The organism is Stenotrophomonas sp. AG209 (genome assembly GCF_003550055.1).
In the GTDB taxonomy this organism is placed as follows: Bacteria; Pseudomonadota; Gammaproteobacteria; order Xanthomonadales; family Xanthomonadaceae; genus Stenotrophomonas.
Genome location: NZ_QXDB01000001.1, coordinates 369402 through 393536 on the forward strand (window position 1 = coordinate 369402; position 24135 = coordinate 393536).

Annotated in this window: 20 protein-coding genes; 12 read left to right on the plus strand and 8 right to left on the minus strand. The window is 66.6% G+C overall.

Annotated features, from left to right (window positions below; all coding sequences use genetic code 11):
- Positions 1-7: 7 nt before the first annotated feature.
- Entirely contained in the window at positions 8-3343 is a 3336-nt protein-coding gene (locus DFO63_RS01705; RefSeq protein WP_119006287.1) for a PAS domain-containing hybrid sensor histidine kinase/response regulator, read from the plus strand.
- Positions 3344-3347: 4 nt separating this feature from the next.
- Here DFO63_RS01705 and DFO63_RS01710 read toward each other — a convergent pair whose 3' ends face one another.
- Positions 3348-4022, minus strand: coding sequence for a response regulator transcription factor (locus tag DFO63_RS01710; RefSeq protein ID WP_049445118.1), 675 nt, complete (start codon positions 4020-4022; stop codon positions 3348-3350).
- 127 nt (positions 4023-4149) lie between these two features.
- Here DFO63_RS01710 and DFO63_RS01715 point away from each other — a divergent pair, with 127 nt between their 5' ends.
- The 3 genes from DFO63_RS01715 to DFO63_RS01725 all read left to right on the plus strand — a co-directional run bounded on the left by DFO63_RS01715 (position 4150) and on the right by DFO63_RS01725 (position 8984).
- A complete protein-coding gene (locus tag DFO63_RS01715; protein WP_119006288.1) occupies positions 4150-5790 on the plus strand; it encodes a fatty acid--CoA ligase in 1641 nt (546 codons plus the stop codon).
- A 289-nt stretch (positions 5791-6079) separates the two neighbouring features.
- Positions 6080-7081: an NUDIX hydrolase gene (locus DFO63_RS01720; protein ID WP_119006289.1), complete on the plus strand. Its 1002-nt coding sequence runs from the start codon at positions 6080-6082 to the stop codon at positions 7079-7081.
- Between the two features lie 49 nt (positions 7082-7130).
- Positions 7131-8984 (plus strand): hypothetical protein, encoded by a 1854-nt coding sequence (locus DFO63_RS01725; RefSeq protein ID WP_119006290.1) that lies wholly within the window; start codon positions 7131-7133, stop codon positions 8982-8984.
- Positions 8985-9138: 154 nt separating this feature from the next.
- Here the strand turns inward: DFO63_RS01725 and DFO63_RS01730 are convergent, their stop codons facing one another.
- Positions 9139-10713, minus strand: coding sequence for an alpha/beta fold hydrolase (locus DFO63_RS01730; protein WP_119006291.1), 1575 nt, complete (start codon positions 10711-10713; stop codon positions 9139-9141).
- A 160-nt stretch (positions 10714-10873) separates the two neighbouring features.
- On the opposite strand from DFO63_RS01730, the gene DFO63_RS01735 reads away from it, so the two are divergent.
- Both DFO63_RS01735 and DFO63_RS01740 read left to right on the plus strand, forming a co-directional pair.
- The gene (locus DFO63_RS01735; protein ID WP_119006292.1) at positions 10874-11887 is read left to right on the plus strand and encodes a DUF4034 domain-containing protein; all 1014 of its coding nucleotides are present in this window, start codon (positions 10874-10876) and stop codon (positions 11885-11887) included.
- Positions 11888-12220: 333 nt separating this feature from the next.
- Positions 12221-12961, plus strand: a complete 741-nt coding sequence (locus DFO63_RS01740; RefSeq protein ID WP_075678270.1) for a DNA/RNA non-specific endonuclease — start codon at positions 12221-12223, stop codon at positions 12959-12961.
- Positions 12962-12979: 18 nt separating this feature from the next.
- Here DFO63_RS01740 and DFO63_RS01745 read toward each other — a convergent pair whose 3' ends face one another.
- Positions 12980-13885, minus strand: coding sequence for a hypothetical protein (locus DFO63_RS01745; RefSeq protein WP_119006293.1), 906 nt, complete (start codon positions 13883-13885; stop codon positions 12980-12982).
- A gap of 130 nt (positions 13886-14015) precedes the next feature.
- Here DFO63_RS01745 and DFO63_RS01750 point away from each other — a divergent pair, with 130 nt between their 5' ends.
- Positions 14016-14711 carry an HAD family phosphatase gene (locus tag DFO63_RS01750; RefSeq protein ID WP_119006294.1) on the plus strand — a complete coding sequence of 232 codons (696 nt, stop codon included), beginning with the start codon at positions 14016-14018 and terminating at the stop codon, positions 14709-14711.
- 7 nt (positions 14712-14718) lie between these two features.
- Here DFO63_RS01750 and DFO63_RS01755 read toward each other — a convergent pair whose 3' ends face one another.
- The gene (locus DFO63_RS01755) at positions 14719-14949 is read right to left on the minus strand and encodes a hypothetical protein (protein ID WP_119006295.1); all 231 of its coding nucleotides are present in this window, start codon (positions 14947-14949) and stop codon (positions 14719-14721) included.
- Positions 14946-15371: a VOC family protein gene (locus DFO63_RS01760; protein ID WP_119006296.1), complete on the minus strand. Its 426-nt coding sequence runs from the start codon at positions 15369-15371 to the stop codon at positions 14946-14948. Before DFO63_RS01760 ends, DFO63_RS01755 begins: the two co-directional genes overlap by 4 nt.
- A 237-nt stretch (positions 15372-15608) precedes the next feature.
- Here DFO63_RS01760 and DFO63_RS01765 point away from each other — a divergent pair, with 237 nt between their 5' ends.
- Positions 15609-18086, plus strand: coding sequence for an aminotransferase class V-fold PLP-dependent enzyme (locus DFO63_RS01765; RefSeq protein ID WP_119006297.1), 2478 nt, complete (start codon positions 15609-15611; stop codon positions 18084-18086).
- 41 nt (positions 18087-18127) lie between these two features.
- Here the strand turns inward: DFO63_RS01765 and DFO63_RS01770 are convergent, their stop codons facing one another.
- Both DFO63_RS01770 and DFO63_RS01775 read right to left on the minus strand, forming a co-directional pair.
- The gene (locus DFO63_RS01770; protein ID WP_119006298.1) at positions 18128-18589 is read right to left on the minus strand and encodes a helix-turn-helix transcriptional regulator; all 462 of its coding nucleotides are present in this window, start codon (positions 18587-18589) and stop codon (positions 18128-18130) included.
- Positions 18586-19512 (minus strand): LysR substrate-binding domain-containing protein, encoded by a 927-nt coding sequence (locus DFO63_RS01775; RefSeq protein ID WP_049445083.1) that lies wholly within the window; start codon positions 19510-19512, stop codon positions 18586-18588. Before DFO63_RS01775 ends, DFO63_RS01770 begins: the two co-directional genes overlap by 4 nt.
- Positions 19513-19603: 91 nt before the next feature.
- Here DFO63_RS01775 and DFO63_RS01780 point away from each other — a divergent pair, with 91 nt between their 5' ends.
- From DFO63_RS01780 to DFO63_RS01795, 4 genes are all read left to right on the plus strand, one after another.
- Positions 19604-20644 carry a hypothetical protein gene (locus DFO63_RS01780; protein ID WP_119006299.1) on the plus strand — a complete coding sequence of 347 codons (1041 nt, stop codon included), beginning with the start codon at positions 19604-19606 and terminating at the stop codon, positions 20642-20644.
- On the plus strand, positions 20641-21522 hold the full coding sequence (locus DFO63_RS01785; protein WP_119006300.1) for a PD40 domain-containing protein: 882 nt from the start codon (positions 20641-20643) through the stop codon (positions 21520-21522). The genes DFO63_RS01780 and DFO63_RS01785 overlap by 4 nt, the downstream gene beginning before the upstream one ends.
- Positions 21523-21584: 62 nt before the next feature.
- Positions 21585-22127 (plus strand): hypothetical protein, encoded by a 543-nt coding sequence (locus tag DFO63_RS01790; RefSeq protein WP_119006301.1) that lies wholly within the window; start codon positions 21585-21587, stop codon positions 22125-22127.
- Positions 22120-22428, plus strand: a complete 309-nt coding sequence (locus DFO63_RS01795) for a hypothetical protein (protein WP_119006302.1) — start codon at positions 22120-22122, stop codon at positions 22426-22428. The genes DFO63_RS01790 and DFO63_RS01795 overlap by 8 nt, the downstream gene beginning before the upstream one ends.
- Here DFO63_RS01795 and DFO63_RS01800 read toward each other — a convergent pair whose 3' ends face one another.
- Positions 22429-23784, minus strand: coding sequence for a sigma-54 dependent transcriptional regulator (locus DFO63_RS01800; RefSeq protein WP_119006303.1), 1356 nt, complete (start codon positions 23782-23784; stop codon positions 22429-22431).
- Positions 23785-24135 lie beyond the last annotated feature (351 nt).

A 24135-nucleotide genomic window follows, 5' to 3' on the forward strand; every position in this document is an offset into this window, starting at 1 on the left:
TGGAGCGATGTTGACGCCCTCCATCGTCCTGTTCGCCTGTATCGCGTGGACCGTTCTGCTGTTCGGCGTGGCCTTGTGGGGCGAGCGCCGGGGGCATCGCCTGGCACGGATCTGGCCGGTCATCTATGCGCTGTCACTGGCCGTGCATTGCACGGCTTGGACGTATTACGGGGCGGCCTCGCAGGGCGTGCAATGGGGCTTCCCGATTCCGCCGACCCTGGTCGGCATGGCGCTGATCTTTGCTTTCGGGTTGCCGTTCCTGGCGCGACTGGGGCGGTTGGCCAAGCAGCACAACAGCGCCACCATCGCCGACCTGGTGGTCGCACGGCTGCGCGCGGACCAGGGCCTGGGCATCACCATCACCCTGGTCGCGCTGTTCGGCATCATTCCCTACATCGCGCTGCAGCTCAAAGCGGTCAGCCAGGGCCTGGGGGTCCTGCTGGGCGATCGTTTCGCACCTGCCGGCTGGCAGCTGGACATGTCGTTCTGGTTCGCGCTGACGATGGCGGCGTTTACCCTGCTGTTCGGCGCACGCAAGGCATCGGCCACCGAACACAACCGCGGCATCGTGGTGGCGCTGGGCCTGGAATCGGTACTGAAGCTGGTGGCACTGCTGGCGATCGGCCTGTATGCCGGGCTGTCGGTGCACCGCGCCGGCACGCCCCTGCTGGAAAAGATGGCCCACCTGCCGCCGCCCGCAGTCATTCCGGATTACCTGACGATGGTGGCGCTGGGCGCGATTTCCGCCTTCACCCTGCCCCACCAGTTCCACGTGGGCGTGGTCGAGCTGCGCGAGTCCTCGGACCTGAAGACGGCACGCTGGCTGTTCCCGGTGTATCTGCTGCTGATCGGGCTGCCGTCGGTGCCGATGGCACTGTACGGTGCCGCGCAGCTGCCAGCGTCGGTGTCGCCGGATCTATATGTGCTGGCCCTGCCGCAGGCTGGTGGACACCACCTGTTGGCGCTGGTGGCGTACCTGGGCAGCCTGAGCGCGGCCACCGGCATGATGATCCTGTCCGGGCTGACACTGTCGATCATGCTCGGCAATCACGGCGTGGGCTCGCGGCTGCTGGGCGGCATCGATGGCGGTCCTGCTGCCGGCGACCTGCGCCCGCGCGTGTTGGCCCTGCGCCGCGCCGGCATCCTCGCCGTGTTCCTGATGGCATGGCTGTACAGCAGGGCGATGAGTGATACCGAGGCGCTCAGCGACTTCGGCCTGATGTCCTTCACCGCGCTCTCGCAGCTGGCACCGGCCGTGCTGCTGGCGGTGTACCGGCCGCGCACGTCCTCACCAGCGATCATCGCCGGCATCGTGGTGGGCTCGCTGGTCTGGCTGTGGCTGGTGCTGTTGCCCATGATCGTGCCCGCTGCAACGCCGTCGACCCGTCCCGACGGGCTGCACTGGCTGTCGCTGCTGTCGATGCGCCTGCAACCGGGGCATATCGCCATCAGCATGGGCGCGAGCCTGGCGGCAAACCTGATTGCCGTGGTGCTGGTGTCACGCGCGGTCCGCCCGTCGCTGCCACGCCAGCGCGATGCGGTGGCCACGGCATCGCTGCGCAAGACTGCTGGCCGCTTCCTCGGCCAGGAACGGGCCCGGCAGCTGCTCGACGGGCATGCAGGAAAGATGCTGGATGACGACCGGGTCATCGCGGTGGAACGCGAGCTGACGGCCGTGGTCGGCGCAGGCATGGCCCGGCTGCTGGTGGAGGCCGCGCGGGAGGGTGGCGCGGCGCCATTGGACGCGGTTACCCGTGCCGTGGGTGAAGCCACCCAGGTGCTGCGCTTCAACCAGCGCCTGCTGGAAGCCGCACTGGAGAACATGAGCCAGGGCATCAGCGTGGTGGATGCGCAGTTGCAGCTGGTGGCCTGGAACAGCCGCTATGCCGTCTTGTTCAAGTTCCCGCCGGAGCTGCTGCAGGTGGGCCAGCCGGTGGTCCACCTGACTGCGTGGGCGCTGGCGCAACTGGGCATCGGCGTTGCCGTTGGCGACTCGCCTGAAAAGGCATTGCAGCGTCGCGTCGCCCACATGCGGCGCGGCACGCCGCATCTGTCCGAGCGCATCTTCCCGGACGACACCATCGTGGAAATCCGCGGCAATCCGATGCCAGGCGGCGGCTATGTGGCCACCTTCACCGACGTCACCGCGTTCCGCCGGGCGGAAGATGCACTCAAGCGCAGCAATGAGACGCTGGAGCTTCGCGTGCAGGACCGCACCGCCCGGCTGGAACAGGCGGTACACGAGGCCGAGCGGGCCAACGTGGCCAAGACGCGGTTCCTCACCGCGGTCGGCCACGACCTGATCCAGCCACTGCATGCGGCCCAGTTGCTGGCCGATGCGATGTCCCAGCACATCGAGTCCGAGTTCCTGGGCAGCTTCCTGCGCCAGATCCGCGGCGCGCTGGATTCCACCGATGACCTACTGTCGGGCCTGCTCGATATTTCGCGGCTGGACGCAGGTGGCTGGGTGGTCGACCCACGCCCGTTCGCGCTGTCCACCGTGCTGGACCCGCTTGCGCAGGAGTTCGCCGTGCTGGCGGCCGCACGTGGCCTGCAGTTCGGTTATGTACCGACCCGTGCCTGGGTGCACAGCGACCCGCTGCTGCTGCGCCGGGTGCTGCAGAACTTCCTGGCCAATGCCATCCGCTACACCCATCGTGGCGGCGTACTACTGGGCGTGCGGCGGCAGGGCAACGCACTGCTGATTGGCGTGCATGACAGCGGCCCCGGCATCGTGCCGGAGCAGCAGGCGATCGTGTTCGAGGAATTCCATCGCGGTGATCGCAGCAATGGCCAAGGGCTTGGCCTGGGCCTGGCCATCGCGCACCGCATCGCCGGACTGCTGGATGCGCCGCTGCACCTGCAGAGTATCCCTGGCCGCGGCTCGGCATTCTCCATCCAGGTGCTACGGGCTGCTCCGCCAGCCGCACCGTGCGCCCTGCCGGCGGTGGCGGGGAGCAGCACGCTGAAGGGCGTCCGCGTGCTGGTGGTCGACAACGATCGGGACGCGCTGGCGGCGATGCGGCAACTGCTGACGTCCTGGGGCTGCGATGTCACCGCAGTGGGCGATGCTGCATCGATCGGGCCGTCAGCGGCTGAGGCGGCACTCTGGCTGTTCGACTATCACCTCGATGGGGGGGATACGGGCGTGGCGGTCTGGAAGCGGCTGGTGGCCGTGCACGGGCAGCGGCCGACCGTGATCCTCAGTGCCGATACCGGCTGCGATACCCGCGAAGCGGTACGCGAAGCCGGGCTTTCGTTGTTGAGCAAGCCCTTCAAGCCGTTGGCATTACGCTGGGCGATCAACCATCTGTTGGCGACGAAGGGTGCGGCCGCGACCTGAAGATTCAGGCGTCCTGGGACCCTTCAAGCTGCCGCGATGGATCGGCCAACCCCATCTCGTGCAGTACGCGGATGGCCTGCGCACGATTGCGCACCCCCAGCCGTTCCATGATGCGCGTCATGTGCGCCTTGACCGTGCGCAGCTGCACGCCCAGGCGGTCGGCGATCTGCTTGTTGAGCAGGCCTTCGGCCACCAGGCTCAGCACCTTGTACTGGTGCGCGGACAGGCTGGCCAGCCGCGCGGCGAGATCCGCATCCCTGCTGAAAGGAACTACCCTCGCCACCGGCTCGCGCAGCAATGCCGGAATCCAACGTTCGCCTTCCAGCACGGAATGCAGCGCGGACTGCAGCTCGCTCAATCCCGAACTCTTGGGCAGATAGCCGGCGGCACCCAGATCGAGGGCACGGCGGATCACCTGCGGCTCTTCATTGGCCGAGACGATGATGATCGCCAGGCCGGGCTGCAATGCACGCAGGGTCGCCAATCCGGCAAGCCCGTGATTGCCGGGCATGTGCAGGTCCAGCAGCATCAGGTCGACCGGCTGGCGTTCGAGTGTTTCCAGCACGCTGTCCAGCGAATCGGCTTCGCTGATCTGAAGGTCGGCGACGGCCTCTTCGGCCGCGCGATGCAGCGCGGCGCGGAACAAGGGGTGGTCATCGGCGATAAGCAGGCTTGGCATGTCAAGGCGAGATTAGCAAATCACGCGGGCGTGGACAGGGGACCTAGGTACGCTGGCGCGGTACGCATGGATGGCTAGTGTGGGTGGGGACGACCGGCGACCAATACGCCCCCCATGAGGAACCCGCATGCCATTCCCTCCCGCTGCCGATACCTGCCCGCTGCTGATCAAGCAGCTGTTGCTCACGCCGCTGGCGACACGTCCCGGGCAGGAGATCGTGTACGGCGACAAGGTCCGCTTCGACTACCGCACGCTGCAGGCGCGCATCGGCCAGCTGGCGGGACTGCTGGCATCGCTGGGCGTCCGCCAGGGCGATACCGTGGCGGTGATGGATTGGGACAGCAATCGCTACCTGGAGGCCTACTTCGCCGTGCCGATGATCGGTGCGGTATTGATGATGGTGAACATCCGCCTGGCGCCGGAGCAGATTGCCTACACCCTGAACCACAGCGGCGCGCGGGTGATCCTGGCCAACCGCGAGTTCCTGCCGTTGCTGGAGGGTCTGGAAGATCAGCTGCCCGACCTGCATACGCGGGTGCTGCTGGACGACTCGGAAGGGCCACTGCCACCGGGCTTCGTGACGGAATATGAAGCCGGACTGCGCACGGCAACGCCGATCGACGACTTCCCGGACTTCGATGAGAACACCCGTGCCACGGTGTTCTATACGACCGGCACCACCGGCCTGCCCAAAGGCGTGTACTTCAGCCACCGGCAGCTGGTGCTGCACTCCCTGGCGGCGATGGCCGCGCTGGGCAGCGCCCCGAGCCAGGGGCGGCTGCACCGCGGCGATGTCTACATGCCGATCACGCCGATGTTCCATGTACACGCCTGGGGCGTACCCTACGTGGCCACGCTGCTCGGCATCAAGCAGGTCTATCCCGGCCGCTACCTGCCAGCAACCCTGCTGGCGCTGATCGCCCGCGAGAAGGTGACCTTCTCGCACTGCGTGCCGACCATCCTGCACATGCTGCTCGAACACCCCGACGCGGCACAGACCGACCTGCGCAACTGGAAAGTAATCATCGGCGGCGCGGCGCTGCCGCGAGCACTAGCGCAGTGGGCACTCGCACGTGGCATCGATATCTTCGGTGGCTACGGCATGTCTGAAACCTGCCCGCTGCTCACCCTTGCACAGATTGATGCCGATGCATTGGCCGGGCCGGATGAGGCGCTGTCACTGCGGACCAAGGCCGGCATTCCGGTGCCGCTGGTGGACCTGCGCATTGTCGACCCGGAGATGAGGGATGTCGCCCACGACGGGGTCGCCACCGGCGAGGTGGTAGTGCGCGCGCCCTGGCTCACCCAGGGCTACCTGCACGATCCGGACGCTTCGGCGACGCTGTGGGCGGGCGACTACCTGCACACCGGGGACATCGGCAACATCGATGCAGACGGCTATCTGCGGGTGACCGACCGCATCAAGGACGTGATCAAGACCGGTGGCGAATGGATCTCCTCGCTGGCGCTGGAAGACATCATCGCCCTGCATCCTGCGGTGAACGAAGTCGCGGTGATCGGCATCGCCGATGCAAAATGGGGCGAGCGGCCGCTGCCTCTGGTGGTCAGGCGGCCCGGTAGTGACGTGACCGAGGCCGAGATCATCGCGTTGGTGGCGGCGCGCAGCCGCTCTGGAGATATCTCACGCTATGCGATTCCGGAGCGCGTCCGCTTCGTCGATGCTATCGAGCGCACCAGCGTCGGCAAGATCAACAAGAAGAAGCTGCGTGGACTGCATGACCCGGAGGCAAGCGCCGGGAATCGTTGACGCCTGGGCGGCCACTGCCTTGACGCCAATGCGGGGAAATCAACGCCCCTGCCCTCCTGTTCCGTCGGTTCCACCGCATACATCGTGGCTGGCGCCGATCCTCCCTCGCCCCTCGCTCCTACAGTGGACCCACGGCGCCGCACTGCCTGCACTCCGATGGCAACGCCGCCAAGCCCCCCACTCTTTCGAGCCCGCAGGAGCGAGACATGGCATGCCTTTCCCGGACTACCGCTGGCACAGCGGCAATGCACCCAGCCCCCTCCACGCAGGTTGAACGGAGGTGTGCACCATGAACCAGGTCTACGTCGCAGTCTGGGATGGAGCTCACTATCTGGTCGTCCGCAAAGGTGTGCTCAACAGCTGGTGGGGCAGCAATTCCGTTGTCGTACTTTCTGCCGAAGCGATGGCCGCTGTGCTGGCCATCCGCAACGCGCCCGGCGGTGGCACAGAGCAGGACTGGGATCTGCTGAGAAAGCTGCTTTCCGGCGCCTGGCGCGCTGCGGGGTCAGTCGCCTACCGCGGCGAACGCACGCTGCCCCGCACCATGGACGCACTGGACCGAGCGCTTGAAAGCGCCGAGCGCACGCATCCGCAAACCGATGACGTCGCCATGGAGACGCTGGCCGCTCTGCAGAGCCTGTTCCGCGAGGACGCAAGAACTCCTCCCCCGCTCAGCCCTGCGCGTGCAACCTTGCGGGAGCTCGCCATCGCATTGCCGCCGCCGACCCGGGGAACCCCGAACTGGGCCGCTGCGTTGGTACTCGCACAACGTCTGGTGGCGGAAGTCGGTGCGTGGTCGGATGGCCTGCCCCCGGCGCTGGTGAACCAGGCGGGACAATGGGCCCTGCCCGGCGGCGGCCGATTGAACAACGAACGCAAGGAGCGCGCCGCGCGCCGCGAGTTCGAGGAGGAGCTTGGCATCTGGCTTGGACAGGGACGCGCCGCATGCGATCTGCGTGCCCGGCTGTTTCCAGATGGGGGAGGCAGCTTCTCCCTGGTTCGCTTCCGCACAACGGCCGAGGAGCTCCTGCGGATGGCGCAGGAGGCCGAGAACCATGTCCAGGCCAGTGCCAGCAGCCCTGCGCGCCCCCAGTCCTGCCTGGTGACCGACTGGGAGGTGGCGGGCGTCGCACGGGTGCCGGTGGCCGATCTGCGTAATGTCCTGGGGGCAAGGGTGGAGGTTCCAGGCGAAGGAACACTGGCGGTTGACGAGGCCCTGGCCGGCGCCAGGCCCGGTAGCCAGGAGATCGGCTGGTACCGGGAGATCGCCGCCCTGCTGTCACCCGCTTGAGCGTCCAGCGCGCACCTGCCCGCCCCTGCAACCCCAGTGAGGCCCCACCATGAAAGAGAGCACGCCCGAGCGCGAGGCCCGGCGCTACATCAGCAAGCAGCTCACCGCGCAGATCAACAACGCGCAGGCGTATCCCGACGTTCGCACGGTCGTGGTCAAGGCACTGTCGGACATCAAGGACCAGCTGCGCAGCCTGTCCAGCAAGGTACGGCGCGACTACAGCCTGAAGCCCGGTGAGCCGTTGATGTTCTTCTACGTCAAGGGCGGCAACGCGCTGGACGCACTGCTTGAACGCCCGGCCGACCCGCCACCGACGCTGTTCGATTTCGGCAGGTCCGACTGGGATACGCAGGTGGTGATCAACCCCTGGATCCCGATCCCGGCACAGGATGCCCTGCACGGCGGTGTTGAAGACATCGTGATCGACGTGATGCAGGGTGCCGGCCTCAACATCGCGCTGGAGATCAGCGTCTTCCCGCCCAACCAGAATCCGTTGGCCGGCCAGGTGGTGGACCTTGCATCGGTGGACATCCATGTGCCGCCCGGCGAGCAGTGCCTGGTGACCTGTGACACTCCGCAGACGTTCCGGAAGGTGTACGAGCGTGACCGCGCGGGCCTGCATCTGTTCACCAGCGAGCCGCTGAAGGGCATCGGCACCGCCACGCCGGTGACAAGCCCGTCCGTGCTGCCCCCTCCGCAGCCGCCGGTGCCGCAGCCCGTGCAGCCGCCGCCTACCCCTCCGCCGCCGCCAGGCATCATCCTCAACGACGGCATCAAGCCCTTCGTGCTGTATCGCATGGGCTACACCTGGCACGCGCGATGGGTGAAGGATCCGAAGGCGCCTGCTGGCGACGACCCGGTGACGCCGCGGCCGATCTTGATGGAACTGATCGATGTGACCACGCCGCGCCGCGATACCGTGGAGGCCGTGACAGTGTGGTCGGACATCATCCGCAACCATCTGGTGATTGCCGAGGATGCCGGCTCGGAAGAGCGCTGGCGGCTGCCCCTGCCCAGCATGGAGTACCACCTGTGGGAAGGCCTGACCATGCTGTGCGAGATCGCCGCCTATCCTGGCTGGCCGGGTGCGGACAAGCTGGAGAAACGTCGCCGCAATGTGCAGCGCATTCACGACTGGTACCGCGACCAGCAGGGCGACCTGGCGACGTTCGGCCGGGTGATCGATGGCATCTCGGCGGCGCCGGTGTTCACCGATGACAAGAACTGCATGCAGCAGGTCGATGCCTGCATGCGTGAGGTCAAGGCGCGCATGCAGGCGTCATCCTCGGGATTCGATCACGGTGCCCTGTCGGCCAACCACACGCAGCGCCTGCTGCACGGGCGGCAGTGGGGTGCGCATCGGGTCGCAACGCTGCTGCAACGCCTGGGTACATCTGCCGCATCCTGTGGCTACAGCGACGATCTGGCGTTGATCGGGACGCTGGCACAGAACCCGTACCTGGATGTCACCCAGGTGCCGATCTCCGGCGTCGACTGCGCGATGATCATCCGCACCGACCCTGCGACGTTGCGCAATGCGACGGCGGCCAACTGCCTCATTGCGCTTGCCCAGGACCTCGGCGCGGACATGACCATCGAGGATTCCCTGCACTCGACCGTACGTGCGACGGGTATCAGTTACGAGCGAACACTGGTGATCTTCGATGCGCCGCGTTCGCCGTCGGCGCGCGTGGCCAAGGCGATCCTGACGTTCACCACTGCTGGCCCGGTCGGTTGCCCGTTCCGTGACAGCCCCGAGGGTTCCGGGCAGGCCATCGCACCGTTGCTGGACATGGACAACCAGCGCAAGGTGGCGGCCTCGATCATCCAGGGTTTCGTGCAACGGGCGAATCTGACCAGGCAGCACGAGATGATCCGGGTGTTGTTGCCGCAGGGCGAGTGATCTTCAGTCACCGCTGCGCGGGGGCGCGGGTTTCCATCGGGCTTGATCGGCCCCCTTCCCTCGCGGATCCATGCCTCCAGCGCCAGTCGGTCAGCTGCTGGGAATTGCGCGTGGTCTGTCGTGCCGCGCCCGCCGCAACGGGCGCGGCGCCACATTAATGCAGCGGCACCGTCAGCACTGAAGGCGCGTTGGCCGGCGAGCTGAAGGTCACCGCACCGCCCAGCTGGCTGATGCCCGCATAGCGCAGGTCCACGGTATCGACCACCAGGGTCAGCCGGCTGCCGGCCGGAAGGTTCCAGCTGCTCGCTTCCAGGCGAAGATCGATCGTTTTCGGTTGGCCGGGCGTGGCCCCGCGAAGGGTGTACGGCTTGTGGCTGATCAGCTGGCCATTGCCCAGCACATCCTCGGCGTACAGGTAGGCATACAGCGTGGTGTTGGCGCGGCTGGGCGTGACCGTCAGGCGCACTTCCGGCGCACCGTCCAGGCGTTTGGCGCTCCACTGGATCGGGCCCTGCCAGACGCCTGCGGCGCTACGGCCAACGAAGGGCACATAGGCGCCGGGCGGCAGGTTGAACATCTGCAGCGCGCCGGACGCCATCGCCACACCGGAATTGGCGGCGGTCAGCAGGCCGCTGCCGATCCGGTAATTCCAGCCGGTGCCGCCACCGTTCTCCGCCAGCCCGCCGGTGGGCAGCAGCAGCCCGGTTGGCGCGGTCAGCCCGTAGCTGACAGCACCCGCATTGGTGGCCTGCCAGTCCGCATAGCGGCTCCAGCTGCCTTTCTGCGACTTCAGCTGCACCGCTGCCTGGCGGTCGATGCCATTGGCCACGCCCTTCAGGTAGTGGTCGAACCAGTCGCCCACGGCGGCATAGACCTCATTGGGAATGCCAAGCGCACCGAAGGCCTCGTTGAGGGCATGGTCGCCATGGCGCAGCTGCAGCTGCTTGGGCCCCTTCAGGCGGTTGAAGAAATCGACCAGCTGGCCCGGCGGGAACAGGCTGTCATTGAAGGCATTGGCAAGGAACACCGCCGGCTGGTTGACGTTGATCTCGTCAAGGCTGCTGGCCGGGCTGCGCTGCGCCGCCACCGGCAGCAGCGAGTCCACCGCCCCCTGGTAATTGCCGACCAGCACGTTGCGGTTGATTGTGGCCAGCTCCGCGCCGGGGCGGCCGGTGGCCAGGCCCGCTGCCACCAGCAGGGCGATGCCCTGCGCGCTGGGCGTGTCATGGCTGTACAGCGACGCCTGCAGGTCGGCCCAGCCGCTCAGTGCGGCAACGGCCTTGATGCGTGGGTCGCGCGCCGCCGCCAGCAGGCTGGTACCGGCACCGTAGGAGATGCCCGAGACACCGATCCTTGCCGGGTCGGCGCGGGTGTTGTCCAGCGCCCAGTCGATCAGCGCGCTGACATCCTCGACCGTGGCGGGCCCGGCGATGTCGATGCTGCCACCCGATTCCCAGAAGCCGCGCGAGCTGTAGCTGATGACCACATAGCCGCGCTGCGCCAGCGACTGTGCCACCCCCACGTATTCCACGCTGGGCACCGCCCAGCTGCTGGGCATCACCAGCAGCGGATAGCGGCCACTGCCGGCATCCTGCGGTTCGATGACGAAGGCCCCGAGGGGCGTGCCATCCCAGCTTGGGATGGTGCGATGGGTGGTCTTGACCGTGGCTGCCCAGGCGGTGGGCGCCAGCCCGGTCAGCAGGATCAACAGCAGCAGAACCTTGCGCATCGTTGTCTCTCCCCGTCGGTGGTGGTGCAACGGGTTGGACCGTACCAGTGCGAATGGTGGGTAGCACCTTGCGACGCAGCATGACGCAAAGCGCTCCTTGGTATGCTTCGCGGCACTGCGGGACTACCGCAGACTCCCATCAAAGCAAGGATGCCCCCCGATGCGCAGGACGCACTTCGTCGGCACGCTCTTGAGCGTGGCCAGTCTGTTCGCCCCTTCAACCGTGGCGGCCCAGGACCCCGACGTCACGGATGACTGCAGCGAAATCGCGCAGTTGATGTCCAACGACGACTTTGCGGCCCTTGACGCGATGGCCGCGCGCTTCCGCACGGGCGAGCTCGACGCCGCCGGCGAATCCCGGCTGGGCCGCTTCTACATCTGCATGTCGCGTGCAATCGGCACGACGCGGCAGGAGGTGGAGGCCTGGAACCACTGGTCGGCTTGGGCGGCGCGCTGGGTTCAGCACGCTCCAAAGTCTCCGGCGGCCCACCTGGTGACCGCACGGATTCCGCTCAACCTGGGCTGGAGCTACCGTGGCAACGGATACGCCAATACCGTCAAGGCCGAAGACTGGGCCCAGTTCCATGAGTACAACGCCGTTTCGCAGGCCTACCTGCAATCGCATGAGGGCATTGCCGGTGGCGACCCGTTCTGGCACGAGATGAGCGTACTGATCGCGCTGCGCGAAAGCGCGGATGACGAAGAACTACTGAAGCTCGTCGACCGTGCCGCCAAGGCCTTCCCCGACTACGAGCCACTGCACTTCATTGCCATGCAGCACTTCACGCCGGCCTGGGGTGGCAGCGCACAGAAGATGGAAGCCTTCGCACGGCGCTCGATGGCGAGTGCCCCGAAGAAGAAACGGGCCATGCGCTACGCACGTCTGTATTGGTCGGCCACCGAGTACTCGGCCGATCACTTCCACGCGGCGACGCCCGATTGGCCGCTGATGCGCCAGGGCCTGGACGAAATCGCGCAGCGCTACCCGACCATCGACAACCTCGAGACCATTACCCGCTTCGCCTGCTGGGCGCGAGACGGCGACGCCCTGGACCGGTGGAATCGCCTGTGGTTGAGCCGCAGCGGTTTCAGCGAGGCGGTCATTGCGGACTCGAGCGAGCAAAGCAGGGCCGCCTGCCTGGCGCCTGATGCTGGGCAAGAGGCTTCCTTGTAGAGCCAACCGCTGCAGAACCGGGCCGCGGAGGATGCGTGGTCTGGTATGCGCTTCACACCTGTCGGGCGCTTAGCACGTGCGCATGTCAGCCACGCCCTGCTCCGTCTGACACATCTCCAGTGCTTGCGCGCGGTCACAGCTTGGTCTTTTCGTCATTGACCAAAAGACGACAGCTTGTGACGCTTGCGACACCGCACGGCCTCCATGGCCCTGTCATCGCGGTCAGTCCCACCGCACTCCGCATCACCCGTATCCGCAACGCCTTCACATGACACAGGCCCGGCCTGGTCGTGGCGGGTCGCTGCGTCCCGAATCCTTTGCTGGAGAATCGCAATGCGCCTTGCAAGCTTCGTCTTTGCCTTCGTCCTCAGCGCCTTTGCCGGCGCAGCCCAGGCCCAGGTGGTCACCCTCAACAAGGGCGGCTTCGTGCTCACCTACGACTGCAGCATCCACAGCGCCACCCGCTACGAGTACACGCTCACCGCCGATACCGGTTCCGCTGCACGGCCGTCCAGCTTCTACAAGGACCCGGACCTGCCGGCCGGTTGCCTGGGCCAGACCAGTACCGCGTCCTATGCCAGCATCAAGTCCGGTTATGACCGCGGCCATCTGGTCACGTCCAACCACATGGACTACGACGCGACCTACATCCGCCGCGCCAACTACATGACCAACATCGTGCCGCAGGTGTCCAGCTTCAACCAGGGCATCTGGGTGAAGGCCGAGAACGTGGCCGAGTGCTACCGCGACATCGCGCCGGTGGACGTCTACGGCGGTGTGGTCTATGGCGATGCCTCCAACGATTATTTCCTGGCCAGCCACGGCATTCCCACGCCGGAATTCTTCTGGAAGACGATCATCACCCGTGATCCGAACACCGGCACCGCCAAGGCGATCAGCTGGATCATTCCCAACGAGGCCAACCTGGGCAGCCTAGACAACTACCTGGTGACCATTGCCGATCTGGAAGAACTGCTGGGCGCCAGCTACGTGGCGATCAACGCACCGGCCTCGCTGAAGAACATGCTGCCGGCCACCACCTGGCCGCAGCCGGCCGGGTGTGACCTGAGCTGAGCGACGGGCGGGAGAACGTCACGATGCCTGCATGCGCAGCCATCGTGACGCCAGCACTCTGGCCAGCAGGAACTGCACTGCGGCGCCGACGACGGTGGCAACGACAAGCCCGCGACCTATCGTCGGCGCCCCAGCGGACAGCATTCGCAGCAGGTACGCCACGCTGGCCAGGCTGATCAGCAGGGACGTGGCAAGCAGGACCAGCGACACCACCATCGTGCGCACCATCGATGCGGGTTCCGGCGACGGCGCACCGGCCCATAGGCCGGCAAACGTGGCCAGCGCGCAGCCCACCAGCAGGACCAGGCTGGCAATCTGCAACTGCGCGGGCCCATCGAAAACCGGCATGATGAACTCGCCAGGCGAGATTGCCACAGGCAAGTGCAACGCCAGGATGGGAAGCAGGCAGCTACCGGCCACCAGCGTCACCGCGCCGGCGATGCTGGCACTGATGAGGTGATGGTGCTCGCCCTCGGCACGGATGCGCCGCTGCATCAGCAGCGCCGGCACCAGGGCCAGCAGCGTGAGGACCAGTGCATGCGCAAGCGGAACCAGACTGATGGCTGCGACACTGTGGACCGGAAACGGCAACTGCGCCATCGGAATGCGTATGGCGCGATCCAGCACGACGAGCAACCCGGAAAAGGCGATCGAAGCGATCACCGGGTGGCGGATCCGCAGCGCGCCGCGGCGGCCGAACAGCAGCATCGACACCAGTACCGCCGCCCCGGCAAACAGACTCAGGCGGAAACCGAGCTCAGCCACCGCGTTGCCGATTTCACGTGAGGCCTCGGGCGGCCCCAGGCGATACCCGAATGCGATCAGGCGGAGGGCTACGGGCAGGTACAGGCAGAGCACGTAGAGCTTGGCGGCAATCGCGAACTGGATGGGGTACGCACTGAAGAATGATCGCAATCGGTTCAAGGCGTATTCCCGTGCAGGCGCTGGGCGGGGTGGCCCGGCAGTCTAGCGTTCCTGTGGCCAGCGTGCCCTGCCCGTCCCGCTGTGGGAAAATGGGGGCACGTCGTCCCTTTGTCTGTTCCCGGAGCTGTAGATGTCCCGTTTCCCCTTTGATGCCGTGCTGTTCGACTGCGACGGCGTACTGGTCGATTCCGAGCCGCTGGTGGCCCGTGTGCTCTCGGAAATGCTGACCGCACGCGGTTGGCCGCTGACCCCGGCGCAGGCGGGCGAGGTCTTCCTCGGCCAATCCGTGGCTCATCTGGCCGGGCTGATCGCAGAGCGCACCGGCAAGCCGTTCACGGAGGAATGGCTGGAGGAATTCCGCCAGCAGCGCAACCGTGCGCTGGAGCAGGACCTTGAGGCGATCCAGGGGGCACCCGAGGCCGTGCGTGCGATTGCCGCGGCCACCGGCGGGCGGATTGCCTGCGCGTCCGGTGCCGACCTGTTCAAGGTGAAGCTGCAGCTGGGCAAGGTCGGCATCCTCGATGCTTTCGGCGACCACGTCTTCAGCGGCCAGGACATGCCGCGGACCAAACCCCACCCGGACGTGTATCTGGCCGCCGCCGCAGCGCTGGGCGTGGACCCGCAGCGCTGCGCGGTGATCGAAGATACCGTGACCGGTGCGACCGCCGGCGTTGCGGCAGGTGCGACCGTGTTCGGCTTCAGCGAAGGTGGCCCGCACCACAGCACGCCGGAGGCCCTGCGCGCTGCGGGTGCGAAAGTGATCTTCCAGCGCATGGAGCAGCTGCCAGCATTGCTGGCTGCCTACGCCGCCGACGCTGCCGCCTGAGGCGACCTCAACCTGCAGCGCCCAGTGCGGCGCTGCGGCGTTTCCCGGTGTAGTGCAACACGAACAGGTACAGACCGGTAAACAGCTGCAGGAACAGCGGCGGCAGTGGCGAATAGGTGACCCACGCCGCAGGCTCACCCTGCCCCATCCCGCGCGCGGCGAAGTTGGCGATCACCGCCAGGGTGAACACGATCGAGGTCCAGCGATGCACGGGCCGCGCCCAGCCACCCCGGCTCATTGACGGCGCCTCGCTTCGGAGCGGGCTTCGATCATCTTCCAGCCATTGCCGGATGGGTCACGGAATCCGGCGTCGATGGCACCGAAGCGTTCAACCGGCTCCTGGGTGAACTCCACGCCCTGCGCCAGCCATTGCGCGTAACGCGCCTGGCAGTCGTCCACGGCCAGTACCAATGGCGGCATTGCGCCTTTGGCCACCAGCTGCTGCAGCACCTGCGCGGTGGCCGCGTCGTGGGTGGGCGGGCCCGGAACGAACAGCCCCAGCTGGAAACCGTCCTGGCCGGGGCTGCGTACCGTCAGCCAACGGTAGCTGCCATTGCGCACGTCGGTGTGCACTTCGAAGCCGAGCGTGCCGACGTAGAACGCGAGTGCTTCATCCTGGTCGCGCACATACAGGCCGACCGTGTTCACAGTGTTTGTCATGGGACCTCCCTCAGGTGGGATCCACGTTAGCAACCGCCTCGCGGCGGCGCTTCTCCAAAACTGCGATATTGGACGCCAACCACATTCATGAATGTGGGAATGCGTGACCTCGCGCATTTACTCGAATTATTAAGTGCACATTATGTGATGCCAATCACTCAAGGCGTTTCGACAAGCGTGCGATAACGGCCGCGCTTACCCGCCCCGCTGCACCTCTGCACCTCCCTGGAGCGCGCCATGCAGGATGTCTCGCCGCACCAATGCAAGGTGGTATCCGAACGCAACTGGTCACTCAGCACCTTCATGGAATTCTATGAGCGCGTGCTGAGCCCACGGATATTCGGCCCCTACGGACAACTGCTGGCGCGGGAAATCGCTGCGGATACCCGTGCAGCACCCGGTGCCACCGACATCCTCGAAGTCGCCTGTGGAACAGGGGTGATAACGGCCCAGCTGTACCAGGACCTGGCCAAGCCGCTGGGCCTCCGCCTGGTCGCCACGGACCTGTCGGCGATCGCGGTGCATATGGCCCGGAACGTCTTGAGCGCCGAGCTCCAACGCGACGTTCCACTGATTTCAGACGTCGACATGGCCGAGCTGCCCTTCGCGGACAACAGTTTCGACATCATCGCCTGTGGTTTCGGCCTGATGTTCCCTCCCGACAAAGCGCGGGTGGCCCGTGAGTTCCGGCGCGTGCTTCGCCCGGGGGGCCGGGTCTACGCGACGGCGTTCCACTACAACCAGTTGTTTGAACTGGCTCGCCAGCAGTCACAGAAGCACTTCGGCATGCCATCGCGACTGATGGATGCGGCCCTGAGCCTGACCGATCCCTCCCCCATCACGCGCGCCTTCGCGACCGAGGGGCTGGACCGCGGCGAAGGTGCATGCGCCGCGCTGCATCCGCTCGTGTTCTCGCTTGGCGAAGCAGGCGCCCGCGAGTTCCTTTTCAACGCCTGCATCCTGCTGGAGGAGTTCAATCAGTGCGATACCCCCAGCCGGGAACACTACCTCGATGCGATGCTGGACGCGCTGCATGAGGAGGTGCCCGATCAGCGCTACCGGGTGGAGGCCTGGCTGATACGCGGCGTGGCGGGGGCCACGGGCGCGGCATTGCCAACGGTCGTACCGCCAGCGGACTTCCGCCCGTTGCTCGAGTTCCGCAACCTCTCGCGGCTGCCCTCGCCGCCGTGCCCTGCTGGCTCGCCCGCCCCATCCTGCGCGCTGGGCATGGCAGCCTTCCATGAAGCAAAGGCGCAGTTCCTCGCCGACCATCCCGGGTATCCCGAGCACCTGGTCGAGGCAATGCGCCAGCGTGAGTACGCGCGGCTGGATGAGCAGCAGGTGACGTACCTGGATCATGTGGGTGGAACGCTGCCACCTGACAGCCTGCTTGAGCAGGACTACCAGGCGCTCAAGCGCACGATTCTCGGCAATCCGCACAGTGGATCGAAGGCCTCCCATGCTGCCTTCCGGAAGGCTTGCGATGAGATCTACGCCTTCTTCGGATGCACCCCGGAGGAGTACGAGATCATCTTTACCGCCAATGCCAGCAGCGCGATCCGGCTGGTGGCCGAGTCATTCCCCTTCCAGCAGGGTTCGCAGCTGTTGCTGACCAAGGACAACCACACATCGGTGCACGGCTTGCGTGAGTACGCCACCTCGAAGGGTGCAACGGTAAAGTACATTCCCCTGGATGATGACCTGCGTCTGCATGACGCACTGATGGAACGTGCGTTGCAGCGGCTGCAGCCCGGTGCAACGCATCTGCTGGCATTCCCGGCGCAGTCCAATGCGACCGGCGTCCGCCATGATCTGGCATGGATCGCGCGGGCACAGCAGCAGGGGGCATCGGTGCTGTGCGATGCGGCGGCCTGGGTTCCGCAATCGCGGCTGGACTGCACGATCCATCGTCCCGATTTCGTCGTAGCGTCCTTCTACAAGATCTTCGGCTACCCCACCGGCGCAGGCTGCCTGCTCGCTCGGCGGGCCGCGCTCGACATGCTCAAGCCGACCTCCTTCGCCGGTGGTGGCGTGTGCTACTACTCTGGGCCATGGTCGCCCACCGACCGCCTGCTCTACCGCGACGCCGGCCAGCGTTTCGAAGTCGGCACGCCCAATTACGCGGCATTCCCGGCGATCGCCAGAGGCTTCGAATTCATCGCCGCGATGGGCGGCGTGGAAGCGGTGGCCCAACGCTCAAGCGCCCTCGCAGCGTGGATGGATGCACGATTGTCATCCCTTCGCCATCGCATCAAGGGTGATCGGCCACTGTGCCGGGTCTATGGACCGCCTCCCACGCTCAGGGGCGCAACCCTGATGCTGAACTTCTTCGATTGCTACGGCTCGATCATGCCGCACGCACGCATCAAGCGCGCCGCAGACCGTTTCGGTATAACTCTGCGCAACGGCTGTTTCTGCAACCTCGGCGCCGTGCAGCAGGCGACCTACGCCACAGCAGGCGCCGAACACTGCGAACTGGACAAGACCGGAAAGATCCTCGACTGCAAGGCGTTCGACGAAAAAATCCTTGAGAAGGGAGATTGCGGCGCAGTCAGGATTTCATTTGGGCTCGGTTCCAATTTCGCCGATGCCTACTGCTTCTACCTGTTCGCCAGGTGCCTGCTGGATGCTGATGTTTCCGGGCTGGAGGGCCTGGCCGAGGACGCAGCAGCGGCGAAGGTGGAAACGTTGATTCCCGGCCCCCTGCCAGCCTGATTCTCCGCCAGGAACTCCCTCAACCGCAGCACGCAGGTTGCTCACGCAGCGCCTTCGCTGGCAACTGCGGCGCGCCGGCGCTTTTCCAGCACCGCGATGTTCAGGTCCGGTCGCTGCGCGGCACGTGCGTGGCATTCCGGCACGCCGGCCGGCGTCGCCTGGCCGGCCCGCTCGCGCTCACGCACATTGCCGGGGCTGTCGCCGGTGATGTCACGGAAGATGCGCCCGAAGGTGCCCAGGCTGCGCCAGCCGGTCTGCGCGGCGATCTCGGTGACCGGCAGGTCGGTGTCACGCAGCAGCGCTACGGCACGCTCGATGCGGCGGCTGAGCAGGTAACGGTGCGGTGGCAGGCCGAATGCCTGCTTGAACGAGCGCGCGAAATGCGCGGGCGAGACGGCGCTCACCTCGGCCAGGCGCGTGACCGGCCATTCCTCATGGCTGGCCCGATCCATCCGGTCCTTGGCACGCAGCAGGCGTCGCAGCAGTTCGGGGCTCTGGTTCATGGCGTCACCGTGCGCGCCAGATGATGTCGCGCCGCATGCCTGGCCTGCGCGGCCTGCTCGCCCAGCCAGTCACCGAATGCAATGACCTTGGTGCTGCGGCTGCGCGCCGTCGGTGCCACGAACCAGAAACCACGCCCGTCGCTGGCGACTCCGGGATGTGCCTGCACCAGGCGCCCACTGTCCAGTTCGGCCTGGAACAGGATTGGCGAACCGATGGCGATGCCCTGCCCGGCAATGGCAGCGCCGACGTCCAGATGCTCCATCGCAAAGGGGGTGACAAAGCTTTCCTTGGACGGCGGCGGAACAGCACCATGTGCGGAAAACCACAGTGCCCACCAGTCGGGCCTGCCGAGCAGTGGAACCCGCAGCGCCCGGCGACCGAGCCCGTCTGCCGCCGGCAGCAGCGCCGGCGCGCACAACGGGGTGAAAATACTGGGAAACAGGGGCGTGGCCTGCAGCCCGGGCCACTCGCCATGCCCATTGCGGATGGCGGCATCGAAACGCCCGGCGGCCAGGTCCTGCGGCTCTGCCGACAGGTCCAGTTCCAGCACGAGGTTCCGATGGCGGGCCCGGAAGCTGCCCAGGCGAGGCGTCAACCAGCTGGTACCCAGCGTCGGCAATACGGACAGGCGCAATCGCGTCGCATCCATGTCAGCGGCACGCATGAAACTGGCACGAAGCGCGTCGAAGGCCCGGGTGGCCTCCTGCGCGACGCTGGCACCGGCATCCGTCAGCTCCACATGCTGCGCGTGGCGCAGGAACAGGCAGGTACCGGTCTGGGCCTCCAGCCGCCGCACGTGGTAACTCACCGATGCCGCACTGGTGTCGAGCTCCTCGGCGGCACGGGCGAAACTGCCCAGCCGCGCCGCCGCCTCGAAGGCGCGGATGGCGGCAAGCGATGGCAGCTGGCGTTGGGTCACCATAAGTGTGGCTTAGCCTGACCCTCGATATCTGCGTGGTCAATCCCCCTTTTACCCGCAACGATGGCGGCACCTCCGGCATGGGATCACGCACATGGATCGACGGCAGTTCCTGGCCACCCTGGCCGCCGCGGCAGCATCCGGCACCGTGCCCACCGGATGGGCCCTGGCCAGCCACAGCGAAGACTGGAAATGGTTGCAGGGCAACTGGCAGGTCCGGCACCAACGCCTGAAGGAGCGGCTGGTGGGCGATACCCGCTGGGAAGCCTTCACCGGCTCCAGCGCGGTCTGGCTGACCCTGGGCGGGCTCGGCACCATCGATGACAACGTCATGGCGCTGCCTTCGGGCGCCTACAGGGGCCTGGGCGTGCGTGCGTTTGATCCGGTGTCTTCCCTGTGGTCGATCTGGTGGATCGATGGTCGCAACCCTGCCCATATCGAAGCGCCCGTGCGCGGCGTCTTCGAAGGCGATGGCGGCAGCTTCCGCGGTCGCGATGACTTCAAAGGGCGCCCCATCGAGGTCTGGTTCCGCTGGCATGACATCCATGGAGATGAGCCGTGGTGGGAACAGGCGTTCTCCGACGATGCCGGCGCGCACTGGGAAGTGAACTGGCGCAACTGGTTCCGGCGCACTGCTGCGGCCCCCTCTCCGCTTCCGAAGCGGCCGGATGCACCGGGTGATTTTGATTTCCTGGTCGGTCGCTGGAACGTGCGCCATCGCCGCCTGCGCGCTCGGCTGGCAGGCAGTGATGCGTGGGACGCGTTCAACGGCACCCTGCACAACTGGCCGGTGCTGGGAGGATTCGGTAACGTGGGTGACAACCTGATGGACGTGCCGGGAGCACCGCTGCGCGGCATGGGCATCCGCGCCTGGAATGTGGCGGAGCAGCACTGGCTGAGCTGGTGGCTGGATGGCCGGGAGCCGACCCGGATCGGCGCGCCGCTGCGCGGTGGTTTCGAGGCTGGTGTCGGCCGCTTCTTCGGCGAGGACCAGCACGACGGACGGGCGATCCAGACGCGGGTGATCTGGTCACGCATTACCCCGCATTCGGCGCGCTGGGAACAGGCGGCCTCGGCCGATGGTGGACGCAGCTGGGAAACCAACTGGGTCAGCGACCTCGAGCGACAGGCATGAAGGCGCTGTTGGCCGTGGTGCTGCTGGTTGCTGCGTCACCTCCCGCGTCTCCATCTAGGCTGCTGCAGATCGTCGGCGCCGCCGAACGCTTTGCCCCGGGCGTTGCATCCACGCAGCATGACGAGATTCGACTGACCTTGAGCCCGGACGGAAAAACCGCACTGTGGTTCAGCCGCAACCGGCCCGGCGGTCCGGGCGGGTATGACATCTGGGTCTCCCGCCACGATGGGCAGCGCTGGCGGCCGGCGACGCCGGTCTCGTTCAACACGCCGGGCCGTGACTTCGATCCCGCCTTTTCCGCCGATGGCCGTGTGGTGTATTTCTGTTCGGATCGAGCAGGCGGCCAGGGCGGCGACGATCTATATCGAGTGAGCGTGGAACGCCACGGTCGCTTCGGGGAACCGGAGAATCTGGGGCCTGCGGTGAACAGTGCGGCCGACGAGTTCGCGCCGATGCTCTCGCCGGACGGTCGCACACTGTTGTTCTCCAGCGATCGTGCGGGCGGTGCCGGCGGTCATGACCTCTATAGCGCCACGATGATCGGCGGCGTGGCGCAGCGGGCGCGGCCGCTGGCTGGCGGCATCAATACCGCCGCGCAGGAATTCGATGCCACCTTCCTCGGCGATGGCCGCACGGTGGTGTTTGCCCGTGCCCTGGACTTCGGCAGTGCCCCGGTGCGCCAGTTGATCGCCTACGAGCATGCAGGCCGCTATGACGCGGGCCATGCATTGCCCTCGCCCATGAACGAGCCTGGCGGCGACAGCTACGGCGCAATGCTGGATGGTTCGCGCCGCGACACGCTCACCTACTCGGCGCGCCGCGCAGGCGGTGACAGTCTGGACCTGTACCGCGTCCGCTACCGGATGACGCAGCCTTGAAGGCAGGTGGTGTCGATTTCCAGCGCCCCGGTTCGTCGAGAGGATGAATACCCAAGGAGAAAATGCAGATGCCCTCCCATCAGTCCCTTGCATGCGCCTGCGGCCAGGTCCGCCTGGCCATCACCTGTCGCCCCATCGCCAGCGTCGAATGCTGCTGCGACAGCTGCCGCAGGGCCGGCACCCAGCTGCAGTCAATGCCTGGAGCGCCGCAGGTGCTGGGGCCACAGGGCCAGACGCATTTCGTAATGCAGCGCAAGGATCGCGTCCGCATCGAGGCGGGGCAATCCCTGCTGCACGCATTTCGGTTATCGAGCAGGGGCGGAAGCCGCCGGGTCCTGGCGGGCTGCTGCAATACGCCGCTCTTCCTGGAATTCAGCGGTGGCCATTGGCTGAGCCTGTATGGCCTGCTGTGGCCGGCATCGGAAAGACCCGCCGTAGAGATGCGGACGATGGTCAGTGATCTTCCTGATCCGTCTGCCCTTCCGGACGATGTGCCGAACCTGAAGACCCGGTCGCTGCGGTTCTATGCCCGGCTGATGAAGGCCTGGATCGCCATGGGCTTCCGCAGCCCACGCATCGACGTCGCGGGAGATGCCCATGGCTGAGCGCGAACGGATCGAGATCGAAAGCATCACCACGCCCGGCCACTTCCAGCGCGTGGATCGTGCCAAGTACATGGCCATGCGCACGGCCCTGCTCCACGCCTTGCCCAGGCAACCTCCCGGGATGACGGTGGCGCAGGCGAAGCAGGCGCTGTTGCCGCACCTGCCCGCACCGCTGTTTCCGCAAGGAGCCACGGCGGGTTGGTGGTTGAAGGCCGTGCAGCTGGACCTGGAGGCCAAGGGGGTGATCGAGCGCATTCCAGGCACGCCGCTACGCCTGTTCAAGCACGTCGCGGCCGGCTGATCAGCGCTGCGCCGGCAGTTCCAGCCGATGCTTGCGGCACAACCGATACACGGTCACCCGCGAGATCTGCATCTGCCGCGCGCATTCGGAGACGTTGTAGCCGGTCTGGCGCAGGGTCTGCAGCAGCACATCGCGCTCGGCCTGGCCGCGGGCATCGTGCAGCATCGGGCTCGGCAGCGCCTGCGCCGGCTCGCCCAGTTCCAGGTCACGTTCACTGATCAGCTCGCCTTCGGCCATGATCGCTGCCCGTTGCACCCGATTGAGCAGTTCACGCACGTTGCCGGGCCAGCTGAATCGACGCAGCGCCTGCAGCGCCGCCGGTGAGAAGCCGCGCGCTCGCACGCTGTGCCGTAGCCGGAAGCAGCGCAGGAAGTGTTCGGCCAGCAGCTGCACGTCGGCACCGCGCTCGCGCAGTGGCGGCATCAGCAGGCGCAGCACATTGAGCCGATAGTAGAGATCACTGCGGAACCGCCCCTGCGCCACCGCATGTTCCAGTTCTACGTGGGTGGCAGCCAGTACACGCACGTCGGCCCGCAGCGGCTGGCTGCTGCCGACACGCTCGAAGGTGCCTTCCTGCAGCACGCGCAGCAGGCTGGTCTGCGCCTCCGCCGGCAGGTCGCCCACCTCGTCGAGGAATACCGTACCGCCGTGTGCGGTTTCGAACACGCCGATCTGGCGCTTGTCGGCGCCGGTGAACGAGCCGCGCTCGTGGCCGAACAGCTCCGACTGCACCAGGTTCGCGGGGATGGCACCGCAATTGACCGCGATGAACGGCTTGCCTGCACGGCCGGACAACGCATGCAGTGCATGTGCCGCCAACTCCTTGCCGGTGCCGGTCTCGCCGGTGACCAGCACCGGCAGCTCGACCGGTGCGAACTTGTGCAGTACGGTGCGCACCGCATGCAGCGCAGGACTCTCGCCGACCAATGTGCGCGGCCCCTGCCCGCCGCACACCTCATTTGCTGGCGGATCATCCGCTTCGAACTGCTGGCGCATCGCAGCCACCAGGTCCTGCAGGCCGAAAGGCAGCGTGAACCGCGCAAGGCAGCGCTGCAGCAAGGGCAGCCAGGCCGCCGGCGTGGGCCCTGCGCCAGGTGGCAGCACTGCCAGCCACGGCAGATGCGCGTGCTGTTCGATCCATGGCGCCAGCAACTGCAGCGCGGGCATATCCAGATGGCGAAGATCCAGCACGGCGAGCAGCCGATCACGCCCGCGCAGGCCGATGGCCATCGCCGGATCGGGATGGATACGGCGCACGTACCAGCCCGCAGCCGCCAGCGCACTGCGTTCGTTCGCCTGCGGCTCGCCGAACCAGAGCACGCAGCGTGACGTTGAAGCCTCCGGGACCGCCGCCATGCTTCCCCCAGCATCCGGACACCGTCGGCGGACTGTCAGGCAATCTCCGGCGTGCCGCCCCCCGCCGGGACCTCTACGGCCACCGCGGCGGCCTTTGTTGGGCGGATCCTAGCGCTGCGCTAAACGGCGGCGCAATGAGCGGCGCGTCAAGAAAACACTGGCTGAAGCGGCGTCGTTACAGTCCGCGGCGGCACCTGTAACACCGGTGCGACAGTCGGGCGCCCGCCTTGCCCTGCGGCGCTTGGCGCTGCGCAATCCCAACATTTTTCCCACGCCGCTGTAACAGCCCGGCAGCAGCACCCTGCTCCGTCCAGCAGCTGCCGGCAGGCCGCACAGGCCTTCCGGGGTTGG

Bases quoted from the DNA above. Each gene is read 5' to 3' on its own strand.
- DFO63_RS01715 (WP_119006288.1), top strand. From the start codon at position 4,150: ATGCCATTCCCTCCCGCTGCCGATACCTGCCCGCTGCTGATCAAGCAG.
- DFO63_RS01735 (WP_119006292.1), top strand. From the start codon at position 10,874: ATGCGCAGGACGCACTTCGTCGGCACGCTCTTGAGCGTGGCCAGTCTG.
- DFO63_RS01800 (WP_119006303.1), bottom strand. From the start codon at position 23,784: ATGGCGGCGGTCCCGGAGGCTTCAACGTCACGCTGCGTGCTCTGGTTC.
- DFO63_RS01775 (WP_049445083.1), bottom strand. From the start codon at position 19,512: ATGGTGACCCAACGCCAGCTGCCATCGCTTGCCGCCATCCGCGCCTTC.
- DFO63_RS01785 (WP_119006300.1), top strand. From the start codon at position 20,641: ATGAAGGCGCTGTTGGCCGTGGTGCTGCTGGTTGCTGCGTCACCTCCC.
- DFO63_RS01795 (WP_119006302.1), top strand. From the start codon at position 22,120: ATGGCTGAGCGCGAACGGATCGAGATCGAAAGCATCACCACGCCCGGC.
- DFO63_RS01740 (WP_075678270.1), top strand. From the start codon at position 12,221: ATGCGCCTTGCAAGCTTCGTCTTTGCCTTCGTCCTCAGCGCCTTTGCC.
- DFO63_RS01720 (WP_119006289.1), top strand. From the start codon at position 6,080: ATGAACCAGGTCTACGTCGCAGTCTGGGATGGAGCTCACTATCTGGTC.
- DFO63_RS01750 (WP_119006294.1), top strand. From the start codon at position 14,016: ATGTCCCGTTTCCCCTTTGATGCCGTGCTGTTCGACTGCGACGGCGTA.
- DFO63_RS01765 (WP_119006297.1), top strand. From the start codon at position 15,609: ATGCAGGATGTCTCGCCGCACCAATGCAAGGTGGTATCCGAACGCAAC.
- DFO63_RS01780 (WP_119006299.1), top strand. From the start codon at position 19,604: ATGGATCGACGGCAGTTCCTGGCCACCCTGGCCGCCGCGGCAGCATCC.
- DFO63_RS01730 (WP_119006291.1), bottom strand. From the start codon at position 10,713: ATGCGCAAGGTTCTGCTGCTGTTGATCCTGCTGACCGGGCTGGCGCCC.
- DFO63_RS01770 (WP_119006298.1), bottom strand. From the start codon at position 18,589: ATGAACCAGAGCCCCGAACTGCTGCGACGCCTGCTGCGTGCCAAGGAC.
- DFO63_RS01755 (WP_119006295.1), bottom strand. From the start codon at position 14,949: ATGAGCCGGGGTGGCTGGGCGCGGCCCGTGCATCGCTGGACCTCGATC.
- DFO63_RS01760 (WP_119006296.1), bottom strand. From the start codon at position 15,371: ATGACAAACACTGTGAACACGGTCGGCCTGTATGTGCGCGACCAGGAT.
- DFO63_RS01710 (WP_049445118.1), bottom strand. From the start codon at position 4,022: ATGCCAAGCCTGCTTATCGCCGATGACCACCCCTTGTTCCGCGCCGCG.
- DFO63_RS01705 (WP_119006287.1), top strand. From the start codon at position 8: ATGTTGACGCCCTCCATCGTCCTGTTCGCCTGTATCGCGTGGACCGTT.
- DFO63_RS01725 (WP_119006290.1), top strand. From the start codon at position 7,131: ATGAAAGAGAGCACGCCCGAGCGCGAGGCCCGGCGCTACATCAGCAAG.
- DFO63_RS01790 (WP_119006301.1), top strand. From the start codon at position 21,585: ATGCAGATGCCCTCCCATCAGTCCCTTGCATGCGCCTGCGGCCAGGTC.